Below are 17,106 nucleotides of genomic sequence, written 5' to 3' on the forward strand. Positions count from 1 at the left end.
ATAACCTATAACTTTATAATATCAGCAAGCGCTGTAATAACCTGTTGGCCACGTTCAGACTCGGCTTGCAAATTGATGACTCTTTGTTCATCTTGATAAGCTATAGTAATAACTAAATCGGCTTTAGCCAATAGCCCTTTGCCTTTTTCTGGCCATTCAATAAAGCAACAGCAATCATCGTTAAAATAATCCCTAATGCCCATATATTCTAATTCTTCAGGATCAGCAAGACGATATAAGTCAAAGTGAAATACTCGCCAGTTAGCTAATTCGTAGGGCTCAACAATAGTGTATGTTGGACTTTTTACATTTCCTGTATGTCCCATGCCACGAACAAAACCGCGAGTTAACGTAGTTTTACCGGCACCTAAATCACCATTAAGATAAACCACTAAAGCTTGCTGAACTACAGAGTTTTTGAGTACTGTTGCTAGGCCCGAGCCAATAGCAACAGTTGCATCTTCATCAGCTAAAAAATATTCTAATTGTTTCATTTTTCTTTTCTATGTTTATGATAGTTACTACTAGGGTCTGTTGTTCTTTCGAGACTACTTTTACAGCAAATTATTTAGCATTTAAACAAGGCAGAGCATGTGACGTGCAGCTGTCTGCACGAACAGGCGAAAACGCAGTAAAAATTTCAAACAAGTGCTGCCTTTAGGTTCATTTAAAACGAATTTACTCTTTGTTGCTCGATTTTTAAATAGAATGACTAGCGTTCAATAAAGATAAGCAAAGCTCGCGCCGCGATTAAATACGTTTTAAATTGAATAAATTTTAAGCCTGAAAGATCAACAGACCCTAGGCAAATAATTTAATATTTCACTCTTGTACAATTATTATCATGATAAGTTATTCACAGCGATTCTGCACTGATATTCTAACTGAGTATAATAACAGCTGAACAGCTCTGAATATATGCTCGCACTTAAAAAGCGCTAAGATCACTAATAACTTTTATGCTAAGCTTAGTCTAACACTACGCTTTAAACGTATTTACCGCATCAATAATTAAGCTAAAATCCATATTATCCGTATGACAATACCCCCTACTAATAACGAAGCAATAATCGAAAAGGTTAAAAGCCCTTCAGCAATAGTCAAATTTCAAGACCTAGCAAATAAAATTCAACGCTGGGCAAAAGAGCTTGGCTTCTCAGATATTGGTATCAGCGATATTGACTTATCTGCCCATGAACCGGTACTTGAACGATGGCTAGCTAACGGCTATCACGGTAATATGGATTACATGGCGCGTCATGGTTTAATGCGAGCAAGACCTGCGGAGCTAGTACCAGGGACTGTGAGAGTGATCAGTGTGCGTTTAGACTACCTACCTCATAATGCTAAATTTTCCAACATTCTTAAAGATAAACAAAAAGCTTATATTAGTCGTTATGCATTAGGTCGTGACTACCACAAATTAATGCGTAAACGATTACAGCAATTAGGTAAAAAAATAGCTGATCATTGCCCTGATTTTAATTGCCGACCTTTTGTTGACTCAGCCCCCGTAATGGAAAGACCTTTAGCCGAAAAAGCAGGACTAGGTTGGGCGGGTAAACATACTTTATTAATTAACAAAGAGGCGGGTTCATGGTTTTTTCTTGGTGAATTATTTGTTGATATTCCGCTACCAATTACCGTCAATGAATACAGTGATCGCGCCAACAAACTATCAGAAACTGTAGAGGTTACAGCATCTAAAATTAATGACTGTGGAAGCTGTGTTGCCTGTATTAAAATTTGCCCAACAAATGCCATTGTAGAGCCATATACGGTTGATGCTAGGCGTTGTATTTCTTATTTCACTATAGAATCAGCCGAGGCAATTCCTGAAGAGTTAAGGCCATTAATGGGAAACAGAATCTACGGCTGTGATGATTGCCAATTAATTTGTCCGTGGAATAAGTATGCAAAAATAGGTCTTGTTGATGATTTTCAAGCAAGAAATAATTTAGACGATGTAAGCTTATTAGAGTTATTCTCGTGGTCTGAAGAATACTTTCTAAATACACTTGAAGGCTCACCCATTAGGCGAATAGGCTTTCAAAGTTGGATGCGAAATATTGCCGTAGCGTTAGGTAATGCGCCATACAAAGAAGCTATAGTAACGGCACTGACAGATAAAATAACGTTAAGTAGTGAACTGGTACAAGAGCATATTCAATGGGCATTGAACCAACAAAACTTGAAAATGAATATGGTTGATAAAGCCGCTATCGAACTTGATAAAAACCATCGCTTAACACTTAGGTTAACGCGCTCTATTGAAAAAGGCCTGCCACGAGACGCCTAATATTGAGCTATTTTGCCGATAGCTGTTGAGATTTAGTCAATACTGCAATATCTGCATTGGCTTCATCAAGCTCATTTTGCAAACTTAATAACTTTTTAAGCGTGTCGTTTTTGTCTTTAATGGCGTCTTTTTCTCGCTCTTTTGCCTCAACTAACTGTTGTTTTGTTTTAGTTAACGCATCCATTAAATTTGCTATATCACTGTTCTTAGCAAACTTTTGATCTTCTCTTATATTTTCAAAAGTATCTTCCGCTGAATTTAACAACTCTCTTGAACGAAAACTAAAGTAGTTAAAAGCTAGGCGCCCTAAAAAAATGATACAAGTAAAAAACAGTACAAGTATAAATTGATTTTCGCCCATTTCCGAAAATGCAGTAGACATTCGCGTTAGAAAATCACCTTCTGCGCTAATAAAGTGACTAAATAATTGGTTATGCCAAGCACACCAAGTAAGAATATAGATGAGGATAAAGCTAGGAGCTTGATTTTGCTCCTCGGTAAAATCGAGAATAGATTTAAGTGTTTTCTTATCAATCACAAAGAGTCCTTCGTATTCAGATAAATATAACAGTAATGTTGAATTGCTATTTGGATGCGGTCAAATTTTACAAAATAACGGCTTAAATAACAATACGAGAAAATGAACACACGTTGAGTTTCGCGCGTTAACTTGACATGTTAAATTTCCGATTTTCTATCAGAACTTCGTTGCTGGCATTTTTTCATAATATTCTGTTTTTCTGCACTAGAGCAATCTCGCCACGCAAGTATTTCATCAAGGTGACGAAAACAGCCGAGACAAATATCTGCTTCATCTAAGCAACAGTTTCTGACACAAGGCGTATCACTTAACTTTATCTTGACGGGTTTACTCAAGGTACTCCTCATAATGCCTAACTCGCATTATTACGACAAAAAAATTATACTTCCAACATATATGCTAAATGCCAAATTTTACATATATAAGCTATCTATATAAATAGCAAGCTAAGTTACCATTATAAAACGCTGACAATATTATAAAAACTATACTTAAACCTATATTAAGCAATCGAAACGGCATGTTCACTAATAGCTTGTACTGCTGCTTTAGTGTTATTCAAAAGCATAATTTGCATTTCATCTAAGTTGTTCAAAGCTTGATTAGCTAACAACGTTTGCCATTGCTGACACAGTGATAATAAATAATCAGCGGCGAGTATCTTACTATTATCCAGTAGTGCTTGAATAATGCGCCCCGCTTTTTCAGTTTCATTATTGAGAAATACTTGGTGTAAATCCGTTATCAAATCACCGTTTTCCGTTGTGTATTCATCTAACATAAAAAGCGCTAATTCAGCAGAGCCTTGATGTTTTAAGTACCTATTAAAATCAAAACTAGCAATTTGTTTTAAAGGTGTTGGATTATCAAGTTTTATAAAACCCTGTGTTTGAGCTGACTCAAGTTCAGTTACTCTATTAGTTGTTGCACTCAATCTCTGTAGTGTTGTTATCCAAGGTTCCATTGTAGTTATTACCTCATCGATACTACTACCAACGCTAAGCTCCCCTGTGAACCAATGACTATAAGATGGATTTTGTGACTTATCTTCTAGCTTAATGCTTAAACGGTTTAAACTAAATACTCCTCGGCTTACATCAATACTTTTATTACTTTGTTCTTGCATCGGATCATCTATTAAAAATGTCGTAAATGGCTTACATGGTAATTCTGTTATTAGCACGGCAAAGCGACCGCTCTGCCAATATTTTTGTAACAGATATTCATTGTTAACAAAGCAAGTTTGTAGCCCTAAGCTTTGTAAACTGTATTGTAAAGCTTGATATTTTTCAGGTGACTTAACCGCTAATAATACCTCTATAGGCATAGTTAAGTATTTACAGCCGAATGTTGAAAACGTTTGGCTAATTTCAGGAAAACTAGCAGGAAACGATAAATCAAATTGACTATGAGTAAATTGTTCATCGGTTACAGCTAGAGGTAATGAGAAAGAAAATTGATAGAATTCATCTGTTGACGTAGCCATCGCAACATCACCGTGTTGATAACTTAATAAGGTAGAAAAATAACGCCCTAATTCTTGTATCTCAACCTTCAACTCTTGTTCATTTACTTCATTGCTTATTTCACTGCTAAAACTCTGAAGTGCTTTTGGTAATTGAGATTTGTTATTTCCATTTACTTGCAATTGACCAACAAATTCTATTTTTTGTTGGCCATTGTTTTTATCAACCAAGCTTAACCTTATCATTAAATGTTTATTGGTTTGTTCAGTTAATAATAAACAAATGAAAGCATTAAACAATTCTGCAAAAAATTCAACATCAAGAGTTACCCCAAGATTAATTTTGTTATCAAAATCAATCGATACAGTATTATTACTCGTCAATAAAGTGTTTTGTAAATTCAACAACACAACATTAATTTCAGCAATAATATTTACATTATTTAATGTTAATACTGCGCCGTCACTCAGTAAGTAATTATAATAAGCTGCACGCTTTAATTGTTTAGCTAAATCTCGACCTTGTATGTATGCCTCAAACAAATAATTATTCTGCGTTTGTATGTTTTTATTATTACTAAGATTTAAATTAGCTGATATTGAGCTTTCTCCCAACAACACAAGTTGTTTAATTGTAGCTGTATACAATGTGATAAATCGTTGATACTCAAATGAAGATGCCGTTTTAGCATCAATTAAACAATCCGACTCAAACACTGGTGTTTTGTCTGTTAGTTCATCTGCTTTTACATTAACTTTGGCAAGTTGCTCTGTCAGACGATTATTTTTTTCCGACAGTGCAAGGTACATAGATTCAGTATATTTACCGGTATTAACCTGCTCAATACTTTTAATTAATTCTTCTGTTTCAGCACAAAAATAAGGAGTGACTTCGTTTTGTATCAACGTGTTATTCCCTTTGGTTAATAACGATCTTTTTTCACTTTGAATAGCGCGTTCAATTAAATTGATGTTCACTTTATTAACTGTTTTTAATCGAGCGCGTACAACAAAAAGTAGTCCTATAATACAGCACAAGATAACAGTATAAAAAATCCAAATAGGTGGCGGAATTAATTGAACGGCTTCCTTGATTAACTTTATGTTAATTGCAAAATTAGCTTCATCATCACTCACTTTGGGTACAGACTTTCCCTCTAAGTTAGTCTTTACAATACTTGCAAGAATATGCTTAACTTGCTGTTCCTGTAAATGTAATTGCTTTTGATAATCAGCCATTAAGCTCAATTGAGCTTGCCATTTTAACAACAAACCATGTTTTAAAATAAGATCTTCAAAACGAATAAAATCTCTAACAATATCGCTCACACTTTGATTGTCTGTCTGTTGGTTTGCTAATTGTCTAGCGTAATCTTCGACAAACATTTCATCTATTTGATGACTTAATGATTCAATGACAGTAACTGGTGTTAGTAAACTTAAACTTTTAAGTGTGATAACTATATTTGAAAGTTGATTTTTTACTTTGTTTAGTAATTTTTCTTGATTGGCTGAAACCTGTTCGCCACCTAGCTCAATATTGATTGCATCAAGCAGAGTATCAAGCTGAATTAATGAATTATTTTTTAGTAACTCATGTCTCGAATAATTGTCTGCGATACCTATTACAAGGTTAACAGCCTTGTCATTGTTATTAAACCATTGTTGATAATCACTTTTATACTTTGATTTTAAAAGTGATAGTTTTTTACTTTGTAGAGTAAGTGCCTGTTGCAGTTTCACAATATCACTAGGATTATCGGTATGCAGCAGCTCTCTGAGTAGCTCATTTAAATTAATGAGATAGGTTTGTTGTAATAACTGTGATTTTAAAGCAGGTAATTGTTCTGTTGTTAACGTTTGCGTATGCTTTAATTGTTGAGTTAACAGCCATAAAGAAGAAGATAGCAACACAGCAACGACTAAAAATATACTAAATAATGGTAAGGTAAAAAATTGATGGAATAACTTTTTACTATAACTTGATTCAATTTGCTGTTCAGTTACTTGCTTATCAGAAGGTGCTTCAGGTAAATCATCTATTAATTGATTAGCGTTTTCTTCAGCTTTCCTTGCACTTTTTTTTACACTCATTTCAATCTACTTTTTTATTTTTCTTTTGGTCGATATTTTATACTATTTAGCCTAGCAAAACATTAGTCTTAAGCTTTTTACTTGCCGTATTATTAATGTTAATTTGCTTCTGAAATCTTGAACAAATACTACAGCTGTATAATCACATAAGCTTGTTTAAATTAAACAACTATTAAACAACCTGAGCACTTGATAAGCAATGTTACGCACTTATTTTTCAGTTAAGACCGTTTATTTATAGCTGTATAAAGTAGATTTAAACATTCAGTAGCTGCGCTATCTTGACCTTCAATCCAACAAGACTGACTGTAAAAATCAAAATTCAACACAAAATAGTTTTCGTTCCAATTAAAACGAATATCTTCTCTGTCAGCACCAAAATTTTGCTCTTTAATTATCACTGGTTCTACAGGTAAAAAAACCAACTTACTTAGCTCAGTAATATCTTCTTGATACCAATTTTGTGCAAACAATATGTTCAAGTGGTCTTGTTGATAGGTAATCGATTCAATACCTTGTTTAGGGGTTAGTTGCTGCATAATATGTTACTGTCATTTTTAAGAATTAGTTTGCAATTATACTGTTAAAGTTTATCGCTAATCAGTAATTTTGATAAAAAATCAACGACAAGTTAACTTATATTTCATATACTCAAACTACTATTTTATCTTTGTAGCTTAACTATATACATGAACTGCCATGTATTATAATGAGTTACAAATACTTAAATCTAAAGAGAGTGAAACTATGAATAAATTTCTACTTGCTGTTACAGCAGCAACAGTAATGATTATATCTCCTGTATTTGCAGCAGGTGATGCTGAAGCGGGTAAAGGAAAATCAGCAATGTGTGCCGCTTGTCATGGTGCCGCGGGTATTTCCGCTATTCCAATGTACCCTAACTTAGCAGGTCAAAAAGAAGCTTATCTTGTTAAGCAACTTAAAGACTTTAAATCAGGAACACGTAACGATCCAACTATGAAAGGTATGGTTATGGCTCTTTCTGAAACAGATATGAATGACTTAGCTGCTTACTTTGCTAATTTAAAATAAACTTTATTAAGTTAGCCTGAGTTCAGGTCAACTTAATAAAAAAACACCGTTTAAGTTTACTTAAACGGTGTTTTTTTATGTATAAATTTTATGCGTTAAAAATTTAGTTACTCAATACCTGAAGCTAAAAATGTTTAGATAACCTGAGTTCTGGATAAGAAAAATACTACAACAGCCTTATTTATCCGTATTTTATTATATTTAGCTGCGTTTAAGAGCTACCGATTAGCCATCATTGGCGTTACTATCTCGCCTTTAGCTTGAACTAAAACTAGAATATTTATTCTCTTTGAGTTTTGATCTATCTTTAATTTATTTGATATGGCAAATCCACAATTCTTTATAAGGTAGGCATCCTAAACTTAGCACTAAAGAAAGTTACAACTATGATATTTTAGGTATAAAAAAACCTCCCGAAGGAGGTTTTTTTGTAAACTTTAATGATTATTACATCAATTAAAGTTTAGTCATTAAGCAAATTATGCTTTACGACGTGCAGCAGCTAGACCTAAAAGACCTAAGCCAAAGATAGCTAAAGTAGTTGGAGCTGGAACTGAGTTAGATTTAAATTGACCACCACCATGATATTCATTAAGTGCAATATCGAAAGTATTATTAGCAGATATTAATGAAACATCAGCGTTATGTGCTTGTGAGTTAGTGTCAAAGTTTTTCCAAGCTGTACCAGCTATTTCATTTACATCAAAATATGAAGTAAATGACGATGAAGTTGCTGTAGAACTCTGGGTAGCAAAGATAGAAGTTAATGATAACCAAAGAGTATCAGCCGCAAGAGGATCAGCATGTTCAACCCAAAAATCTAAGGTTCCGCCCGTAACATTACCAGCTGTATCGATGTTAAAACCATCAAAAGTATAAGTAAGTGCACAACCGGCAACCACACAAAAAGTTGTTGGTGCTGTACCGTTTAAAACGCCTACTCTACCACTACCTGAAATTTCAGTAGCTGTTCTAGCTTCCACGAAAGAAGCATTAGCGATAAAGTCATTAAATGGGCTAAAGCCAAGATCATACTCTGAATCCCAAGTAATACCAGCTACTGAAAGTTGCTCAGCATTAACGCTGAAGCTTGAAACTGCAATCGCAGACACTACTGCTATAGTTTTTAAAAAGTTCATGTCATCTTCCTTATATGTTTACAAAGTTGTTTGTGATACCTACCTGTAATATGCAGAAGCTATGCCAACACATAAAAATATTTTTTTTACCATATAAAACATAATGATACATGAACATGTAATATTATAATAATTAACCTAAAAAACTATTGTAAAAATTACTGACACTCTTCTCACTTTAATAAACTAACCTATTCAGTTACATTATTATCCATAGAAACTAATTGCTTTAATTGTGCTATTCGTTGGTTAACTTCACTTTTATGCGCACTTAAATCCGTTAATAATATTTTGGCTTTTTCGAATTGTTCAGTTGCTATATATGCTTCTGCTAATGCAACTTTTGCCGTAACATCTACTGAGCCTTTATCTTGTATAGCGGTTAATACCTTTATAGCCTGAGGAAGCTGTTTATTAGCAACCAAAATAACGCCGTAGCTTTCTTGTAGCATTAAAGCATCAGGCTCAATGGCTATAGCTTGTTCAATATGTTGCTGCGCGTTAACAAGATCATTAGTTAGATATTCTTGCCACGCAAGGTTATTCAAGGCTATAACATTGTCTGGCTGAAAAAATATAGCCTCTTTATAGGTGTTAATAATTTTAGTTGACTTATCTCCATTACTATCGTTTTTCTGATACAACTCAGCAAGTAACATCCTTACTCGGTTATCGTCATTATTCTCTTTTAAATAATTTTCTATTACTTGTTCTGCTTGAACACCTTGATTAGAGAACTGCAATGCCCTTGATAAATTTATGATATTCAATGCAGTAGGAGATTTTTGATAAATACTATTATATAGGCTAATAGCTTGTTGATAGTCTTTATCTATCATCGCAACTTTAGCCGTTAGATCAACCGTTAAGTCGTTGCTAAACCCTTCTTTTTTAATAGCTGCCAACTGCTTTTTAGCTGCTTTTATATCGTTAGTAGCGAGCTCTAAATACGCTAGTATTGACATGAAGTTTTCATCTTGAGGGAAGTCTATATTGGCTTGTTTTACAGCTATTAAAGCTTCAGGGAGCTCATTGTTACGTGCCAATGCCGCGATATAAGCTGCTCGTAATATATAGCTATTAATATTAAGCCTGACACCCTCAGCCAAAGTAGCTGATGCCTTATCAAATTGCTTCGTTAATGCATAGGTATTTGCCAAAGTTGACCAGTAGCTAGTCGGTAAATTGTTCTCACCTTTTAAGCTTTCTAATAAAACAATAGCGTCAGTTAGCTGTTGGCTTCTGATTAAATTTAATGCAATACCTACGACTAGGTTTTTATGAATATAGCCATTAAGCTTATTTGCTTCATATAATGCATTTAAAAAAGAAATAGCAGAAGCTGTATCTCCCTGCATTGCTTGTAATGAGTTATATCGACTAATTGCTTCGTAGTGGTTGGGGTTTAACTCCAACACTTTTTCATAACCTAATATTGCCTCCGCGGTTTGCTTTTTATAGCCATATACCGAGGCTAAACCGTAAAGTGCAGTGACATTATTGCTTTCTAATGATAAAGCTCTATTAAAGTAAGCTTCCGCTTCTGACGCTTTTTCTTCTCGCAGAGAAATAAGACCTAACAACAGGTTTCCTGATACTTGGTATTGCTCACTAGCGAGCCACTTTTCAGCAATCGCTTGTGCTTTATTTATTTCATTATTTTGAATATATTGACTTCCTAAAGCAAATTCAGTCTCATGCAAAGTTGGGTCAAGTGTTAAGGCTTGTTCTAATGATTCAATGCCAGATAAGTCGCCTTGACTAAGTAACAAAGCCCCTTGTTGTCTTTTGATTTGTGCACTATTAGGTGCAATTTGTGCCGCTTTATTTATTAAAGTCTGGGCGTTAGCAAAGTCACCCGTATTCATTAACTCTAAACTAGTTACTTGTAATAAATCGGTATTACTTTCGCTATTTTGTAGCGCTTCAAGCCTAGCTACTGATGTTGCTAAATCATCGGTGTAGCCTAGTTTTATTTTTATTGATAATAAGATCACATTGATAGGGTGTTTTGCAGGTAACATATCTTCAAAGCCAATTAACGCATCATACGCTTGCTCTAACTCATTAAGTTTGTAGGAGCTAACACCTGCAATCATTTTTGCTGTAAACAAATTTTCATCATAACCAAGCGCTTGATTTGCAAATTCTTTTGCCTCAAGGTAATTCTCTTCTTGAAATTTTAATTGTGCTTTATATTGCAGTGGAATTGGTGATTTTTTAAATGTACTTAAAAGGGAGTTGGTAAGCTTATTCGCTTGTTCATACTTAGCCGCTTTGATTAAGGTATTGGCTTGCAAAAATTGAACATTATAATCCTGTGGGTAATTAGATATAAAACGGTCAAAAGACTCACTTGCCTGATCAAATTTTTCTAAAGCAAAGTACAAATAACCTTGTAACAATATCGCCTCTGAAAAATCATTATTCGTTACTAATAAGTTATTTATACTTTCAAGCGCCCCTGTAAAATTTTTATCACTATAGAGTAAGTAGGCGTTTGCCAGTTTACTAAAGTCAGCTTCTCTATTAATTAAGGCCGCTTGAGATAAGTAATCTTGTGCTTTTTGGGCTTGCCCATTAGCAAGCGCACTAATTCCTGCATAAGTTAAAATAACCACGTAGTCGGTATCGTTAAAATCATCACTTGCTTCAACTAATTTTTCGACGTCATCAAATTTGTTAAGTCTTGTTTTTACTTGTGCAAGTAACGGAGCTGATTGCGTAAAACTAGCACCAAGCTCAACCGCTCTTTCTAACTCTTTTTCAGCGCTAATATAGTCACCTTGATTAAGATAAGCGTTACCTAAACCTAAACGTGCATCAGCATTTTGAGGAGATAAACGAACTGCATTCTTATAATCAATAATTGCTGTAGCAAACTCACCTTTTTTAATATTCTCCTGTGCGCTGACCAGTAACTGCTCGGTATTTTGTGGTTCACTACAAGCTCCTACACTTAAAGCTAGGGCAATTGCTGAGCTTATTAATAATTTATTCATACTAATTCCTTGTTAAATATCAGCCTTATTAAGTGCTTATAAGTTGTAGCTGACACACAAATAATACAGTTAACTGTATCACTAGAGCTAAACCCAAATAAAATGATTACCCTGTAATAATTTTAAATCGACTCGATTTCATCACAGCTGCGTAATTAATTTTTCTTTCTTCTGTTTTTGTACATCTGTTGTGGTTGTTATTTGGCTTAATATATCTTTTGCTTCATTTGAGCGACTATTAGCGATCAAGGCTTCAGCATAATTAAGTTGAATATCAACATCTTGCCCCTTAGTTATTTCAACCGCTTGACTCGCATATTTCAGCGCTGCTCGGTTATCACCCGTAGCTAATAAGACTTGAGCATAAGTATCAACAACATTGGCTATTTGTGGCGCTAATTTAAAAGCTTGCTCTGCGTGCTGTAATGCTTGTTCTGTTTTGCCTTGCTCTAAATATAACCAAGCTAAGTTATTATGTGCAATAACATTTTTCGGTTGATTATTAACAACGTCCTCATAGACACCTATCGCTTTAGTGGTATCATCTTCAAGATAAATACCCGCTAACATGGTTTTAATACGACCTTCATTTGGATCAATAACTAGATAATTTTCTAATACTTCAACCGCTTTAGAATCTTGTTTATCTCCTAAATAAGCGCGCGCCAAATACATTGCATTTTGACTACTAGGATAAACCTCGTAAAGTGTTAAAAGCTTAGGAATAGCTTGTTCATAACTTTCTTCTAGTAATAAAATTTGACCAAGGAACCCTTGTTTTAATGCATCATTAAAATCCGCAGTCGCTAATGTTTCGTATAGTACTTTAGATTCAGCAATTTGCTTACTGTTCAGTAAAATTTGCATTTGTATTAGCTGCAGTACTAAATTATCTTTATGGTAATCTAGTCCGCGTTTTATAACGCTTAACGCGCGTGAATTATCACCAAGGCTCGCATGTAAGTCTGCCAATAAAATAACAGGTTCAATATGGTAAGGACTCGCTTTTGACCATTGCTCTAATGTTGATTGCACTTTCGCAACGTCATTTTGCTGTTTATAGCTGAACAACACTAATTGCCAATATCTTTTAGGTAGATTATCAGTTGTTGCAATACTTGATAATAATGTTTCTGCTTCTTTATATTTTTCTAAACTCATCATAGCTTCAGCAACTAATAGTGCTTTATCCGTTTCTACTTTATTTGCTTGGTAAGCTTGTTGTAGTTTTTCTAAAGCCATTTCATTTTGATAAACACCAAAGTATTGTCTTAATACTTTATTATTATTCGGTGCTAGGTTAATTAAGTAATCCGCTCGTTGTTTACTTAATGAGTCATTGTTTTGTTGACGAGCTGATCTAAGTTGCTCTAATAACCCGAAGATATTATCTGGTTCTAACGCTAAGCTCTGCTTTAAAGCGGCTTCCGCTTCGATATATTTTTGTTCTTTAATTGCAATACTTGCCATCAGATTATAACCACCTGATTTTTCAGGGTAGTCTTTCTGCCATTTAGTCGCAATTGATGTGGCTTTTTCAATATCATTGTTTTGCAATGCGGCGTAAGCTAATGCTAATTCAGCTTCAATAAACCCGGGGTCTAACGCGATAGCTTCTTCTAAATTTTGAATGCCTGAAGGGTCATTCATCATTAATTTTAAAATCCCCTGCCTGGCACTATCACCCGCGTTAGTCGTTGCTCGCTCATTTTGGGCGAGTAGCTTTTTAGCTTCGTCGGTTGCACCTAACTCTAATAATTTATAACTCATTGAAGATAAAAATTGTGCATCTGCCTCAGTTTCACCATTAAAATCGCCAATGGTTGCATTTATTTCATCAAGTAAGCCTAATTCAAGCTGCGTAACCGCTAACATTCGTCTCGCTTGATGGTCTTGAGGTAAATATTCAACGACTGTATTTAAATGATAATGGCTTCGCTCCCAATTTTTTAAATAAAAGGCACTCGCACCCGCAACTAGCTTTAAATTAAATTGATTAAAGTTTGACGATAACGCAAGCTCAGCGTGCTCACTAGCCTTATCAAATTCTTTACGGTTAAAGGCAACCATGGCTTTAATATAATGAGCGAAAGGTTGGTTCTCAACTTGAGCTAATATTTTATCTGCGTATTTCTCAGCTTCATCATCTTGTCCCGATTTAAGCAAAGCGTCAGCTAACAATAATTGCACAATGCCTGAGCGAGGTTGTAAGTTGAGGAATTCTTTAAAACTAATAGCCGCTTGTTGATAATCTTTAGTTGCCATTGATACTTGCCCTTGCAGCATGAGGGCATCAACTTGTTTAGCGTCTATAGATAATATTTTTGCAAGTAAGGCTGTTGTTTCATCATAATTTTCCTCTGAAAGCTGTAAATACGCCAAAGCAAGCATGCTGTATTTATTTTCCTCTCCCAACGACTGCGCTAAATCTACGCTTTCTTTAGCAACTTCTACTTGTTCGCTGCGCAATGCGGATAAGGTTTTATAAGCTAAATAGTGACTTTGTTCATCACTAGCCAGTACGGAAGCTGCTTCACTTAACGCTAAGACATCTGCATCACTTTCTGTTAATACATAAGCTCGGGCGAGTAACGGCAACACCTTGTTTGCCATATAATTATATTGTTGTGCGCGTTCAAGCTCTTTTAACGCCGCAGCACCGTCACCTAAATTTAAATATATTTGACCTAATAAAAAACGTGCTTCGGCATTTTTGTTATCTACTCGAATAGCATTTTTTAATTCAATAATACTTTCATTAGTTTTATTTTGGCTCAGGTAGCTTTTTGCACTTTTTAAATGGGATTCAACAGAGGCAGGTTCACTACAGGCTGTAATTGCCAGTGCGACACTTAAACATAGAGAGGCTTTTACAAATTTCATGCTGAATTTCCTTTAATGCATTATTATTTTAAATATATTTTTATACGAATACTTAGTATCAATACTTATACCAATATCACTCACTTTATACAAACTCAGATTTGAGTGAATAAAAAATAAAGCCCATTAACAACAAAGTTAACAGGCCTTATATTCTATAGGTTTTCAGTTTAGCAATAAGTTGCGAAACTTTAGTGACATTAAACAACCTAACTCGCTGAAATTTTTTCTTCTAACTCCGCTAGCTTAGCTTCAAGTTCAGTTATTTTTGCGCGAGTTTTGATCAGTACTTGAGTTTGTATATCAAACTCTTCACGGGTTACTACATCAAGCTGCGATAACTTACTCTGTAATACAGATTTTGCTTTGTCTTCAAAGTCATTCGCCATATTTTTTAAGCTAGGCGGAATAGAATCCGTTACTTGTTTCGCTATTTCTTCAATCTTTTTTGCATTGATCATAATTATTTCCTTCAATTGATGCTTGTTCGCATTGTAACTGTTTTGCCGAAGACTAAAAACAGGTAAAATCTCTACCACTAAAAATATTTACATAGAAAGTAATTTAAAGTCGATGAAACTCAATCCTGGACAAAATGAAGCGGTAAAATTTGTCAGTGGCCCATGCTTAGTATTAGCTGGTGCTGGCTCAGGTAAAACTGGTGTTATTTGTCAAAAGATAGCCTACCTCATTCAAAAGTGTGATTACAAAGCACGCAACATTGCAGCGGTAACATTTACCAATAAGGCTGCGCGTGAAATGAAAGAGCGTATTCAAAAAATGTTGGGACGTGAGCTTACTCGTGGATTAACCGTTTCTACCTTTCATTCTCTTGGTCTTGATATTGTTCGTCGTGAAATTAAAACGTTAGGTTACAAACCGGGCTTTACTTTGTTTGATGATCAAGATTCTTTAGCTTTACTTAAAGAGTTAACCATTGATGAACTTGATGGTGACAAAGATTTACTAAGTCAATTACAGAGCAAAATATCAAACTGGAAAAACGATTTATTCCTACCTGATGACGCATTAAAAGCAGCTAATGACGCACAAAGTAGCGAGTACGCTGAGTTTTATCAACGTTACCACATTCATATGAAAGCTTATAACGCTTTAGATTTTGATGATTTGATCCTTATACCAACACTGTTAATGAAAAACTACCCGGAAGTACGTGAACGCTGGCAAAACAAAATTCGCTACTTATTGGTAGATGAATACCAAGATACTAACGCCAGTCAATATGAGCTTGTAAAACATATTACTGGTGAGCGCGGCCGATTAACCGTAGTAGGTGATGACGATCAATCTATATATTCATGGCGCGGTGCTAAACCTGAAAACTTGATATTACTTGGTAAAGATTTTCCTTCACTAAAGTTGATTAAACTAGAGCAAAATTATCGTTCAAGTGGACGTATTTTAAAATGTGCCAACGTACTTATTGCCAATAACCCACATGTTTACGATAAAGCTTTGTTCAGTGAACTTGCTTATGGTGTTGAGTTACGAGTTATCCAAGCGAAGAATGAAGAAAATGAAATAGAACGTGTTATTGGTGAATTAATTGGTCATCGCTTTATGAATCGCAGCCAATACAAAGATTATGCCGTTCTTTACCGTGGTAACCATCAATCTCGCTTGCTTGAAAAAGCTCTAATGCAAAACCGTATTCCATACAAAATCAGTGGTGGTACATCATTCTTCTCGCGTTCTGAAATTAAAGATGTGATGGCTTATTTGCGTGTACTTGTAAATCCTGATGACGACAATGCTTTTTTACGCATTGTTAATGTGCCAAAACGTGAATTAGGTCCCGCAACCTTAGAAAAGCTTGGCACTTACGCCAACATGCGCCAAATAAGTATGTTTGCAGCAAGTTTCGAATTGGGGCTAGAGCAAACCTTAACTGGTCGCAGCTTAATGAAAATGCAAGCATTCACCCAATGGGTTGTTGATATTGCTGATGAAGCTGAGCGCGGCGACACTGCTGCGGTATTGCGTTCTATGATCCGTCAAATCAATTACGAAGATTATCTATACGATACTTCACCTAGTGCAAAAGCCGCCGAAATGCGTATGAAAAACGTAACAGAGTTATTTAGTTGGGTAACGCAAATGCTAGAAGGTAGTGAAGACGAAGAGCCGATGACCTTACCACAAATTGTTACGCGTTTAACCTTACGAGACATGATGGAACGCAACGAGGAAGAAGACAGTAACGATCAAGTACAGTTAATGACCTTACACGCTTCTAAAGGTTTAGAATTTCCTTACGTATTTTTAATTGGCATGGAAGAAGGTTTACTGCCACATCAAACCAGTATTGATGAAGGCAGTGTAGAAGAAGAGCGTCGCCTCGCATACGTTGGTATAACGCGCGCACAGCGTGAGTTAATATTTACTTACGCGAGAGAGCGTAGACAATTTGGTGAAGTTTCTCGCACCGAAGCTAGCCGTTTTCTACATGAATTACCGCAAGATGATTTAAATTGGGAACTTGGTGCAGCGCAAAAGAAAACTGCCGAACATGTTGAGCAATCAAATAAACAAGGTATAGCCGATATCAGAGCAAGGTTAGCCAAAGCCAAAGAAGCTAATAAATAAAAGAACAGAAGCGCTTTAGCTGT

12 protein-coding genes are annotated in these 17,106 nt (G+C 35.2%); 3 read left to right on the forward strand and 9 right to left on the reverse strand.

Going from position 1 to position 17,106, the window contains the following annotated elements; genetic code table 11:
* Positions 1 to 5: 5 nt before the first annotated feature.
* Complete coding sequence (gene tsaE / locus CWS31_RS04030; protein ID WP_101344598.1) at positions 6 to 494, reverse strand: tRNA (adenosine(37)-N6)-threonylcarbamoyltransferase complex ATPase subunit type 1 TsaE; 489 nt, start codon at positions 492 to 494, stop codon at positions 6 to 8.
* 542 nt (positions 495 to 1,036) lie between these two features.
* Between tsaE and queG the strand changes: the two genes are divergently transcribed.
* Positions 1,037 to 2,299 carry a tRNA epoxyqueuosine(34) reductase QueG gene (queG, locus tag CWS31_RS04035; protein WP_101344599.1) on the forward strand — a complete coding sequence of 421 codons (1,263 nt, stop codon included), beginning with the start codon at positions 1,037 to 1,039 and terminating at the stop codon, positions 2,297 to 2,299.
* A 7-nt stretch (positions 2,300 to 2,306) separates the two neighbouring features.
* On the opposite strand, the gene CWS31_RS04040 is transcribed toward queG, so the two are convergent.
* The 4 genes from CWS31_RS04040 to CWS31_RS04055 form a co-directional block, all read right to left on the reverse strand.
* A complete protein-coding gene (locus CWS31_RS04040) occupies positions 2,307 to 2,837 on the reverse strand; it encodes a hypothetical protein (RefSeq protein ID WP_246143344.1) in 531 nt (176 codons plus the stop codon).
* A 140-nt stretch (positions 2,838 to 2,977) separates the two neighbouring features.
* Entirely contained in the window at positions 2,978 to 3,187 is a 210-nt protein-coding gene (locus CWS31_RS04045; protein WP_101344600.1) for a DUF1289 domain-containing protein, read from the reverse strand.
* Between the two features lie 155 nt (positions 3,188 to 3,342).
* Complete coding sequence (locus tag CWS31_RS04050; RefSeq protein WP_101344601.1) at positions 3,343 to 6,399, reverse strand: hypothetical protein; 3,057 nt, start codon at positions 6,397 to 6,399, stop codon at positions 3,343 to 3,345.
* 221 nt (positions 6,400 to 6,620) lie between these two features.
* A complete protein-coding gene (locus tag CWS31_RS04055) occupies positions 6,621 to 6,938 on the reverse strand; it encodes a DUF3630 family protein (protein WP_101344602.1) in 318 nt (105 codons plus the stop codon).
* Between the two features lie 208 nt (positions 6,939 to 7,146).
* On the opposite strand from CWS31_RS04055, the gene CWS31_RS04060 reads away from it, so the two are divergent.
* Positions 7,147 to 7,452, forward strand: a complete 306-nt coding sequence (locus CWS31_RS04060) for a c-type cytochrome (protein WP_101344603.1) — start codon at positions 7,147 to 7,149, stop codon at positions 7,450 to 7,452.
* Between the two features lie 479 nt (positions 7,453 to 7,931).
* Here the strand turns inward: CWS31_RS04060 and CWS31_RS04065 are convergent, their stop codons facing one another.
* The 4 genes from CWS31_RS04065 to ubiK all read right to left on the reverse strand — a co-directional run bounded on the left by CWS31_RS04065 (position 7,932) and on the right by ubiK (position 14,937).
* The gene (locus CWS31_RS04065) at positions 7,932 to 8,591 is read right to left on the reverse strand and encodes a PEP-CTERM sorting domain-containing protein (protein ID WP_101344604.1); all 660 of its coding nucleotides are present in this window, start codon (positions 8,589 to 8,591) and stop codon (positions 7,932 to 7,934) included.
* Between the two features lie 191 nt (positions 8,592 to 8,782).
* Complete coding sequence (prsT, locus tag CWS31_RS04070; RefSeq protein ID WP_101344605.1) at positions 8,783 to 11,593, reverse strand: XrtA/PEP-CTERM system TPR-repeat protein PrsT; 2,811 nt, start codon at positions 11,591 to 11,593, stop codon at positions 8,783 to 8,785.
* Between the two features lie 141 nt (positions 11,594 to 11,734).
* A complete protein-coding gene (prsT, locus tag CWS31_RS04075; RefSeq protein ID WP_101344606.1) occupies positions 11,735 to 14,476 on the reverse strand; it encodes an XrtA/PEP-CTERM system TPR-repeat protein PrsT in 2,742 nt (913 codons plus the stop codon).
* Positions 14,477 to 14,685: 209 nt separating this feature from the next.
* Positions 14,686 to 14,937 (reverse strand): ubiquinone biosynthesis accessory factor UbiK, encoded by a 252-nt coding sequence (ubiK, locus tag CWS31_RS04080; RefSeq protein ID WP_101344607.1) that lies wholly within the window; start codon positions 14,935 to 14,937, stop codon positions 14,686 to 14,688.
* A gap of 112 nt (positions 14,938 to 15,049) precedes the next feature.
* On the opposite strand from ubiK, the gene rep reads away from it, so the two are divergent.
* The gene (gene rep, locus CWS31_RS04085) at positions 15,050 to 17,083 is read left to right on the forward strand and encodes a DNA helicase Rep (protein ID WP_101344608.1); all 2,034 of its coding nucleotides are present in this window, start codon (positions 15,050 to 15,052) and stop codon (positions 17,081 to 17,083) included.
* Positions 17,084 to 17,106 lie beyond the last annotated feature (23 nt).

Source organism: Colwellia echini, from assembly GCF_002843355.2.
In the GTDB taxonomy this organism is placed as follows: domain Bacteria; phylum Pseudomonadota; class Gammaproteobacteria; order Enterobacterales; family Alteromonadaceae; genus Colwellia; species Colwellia echini.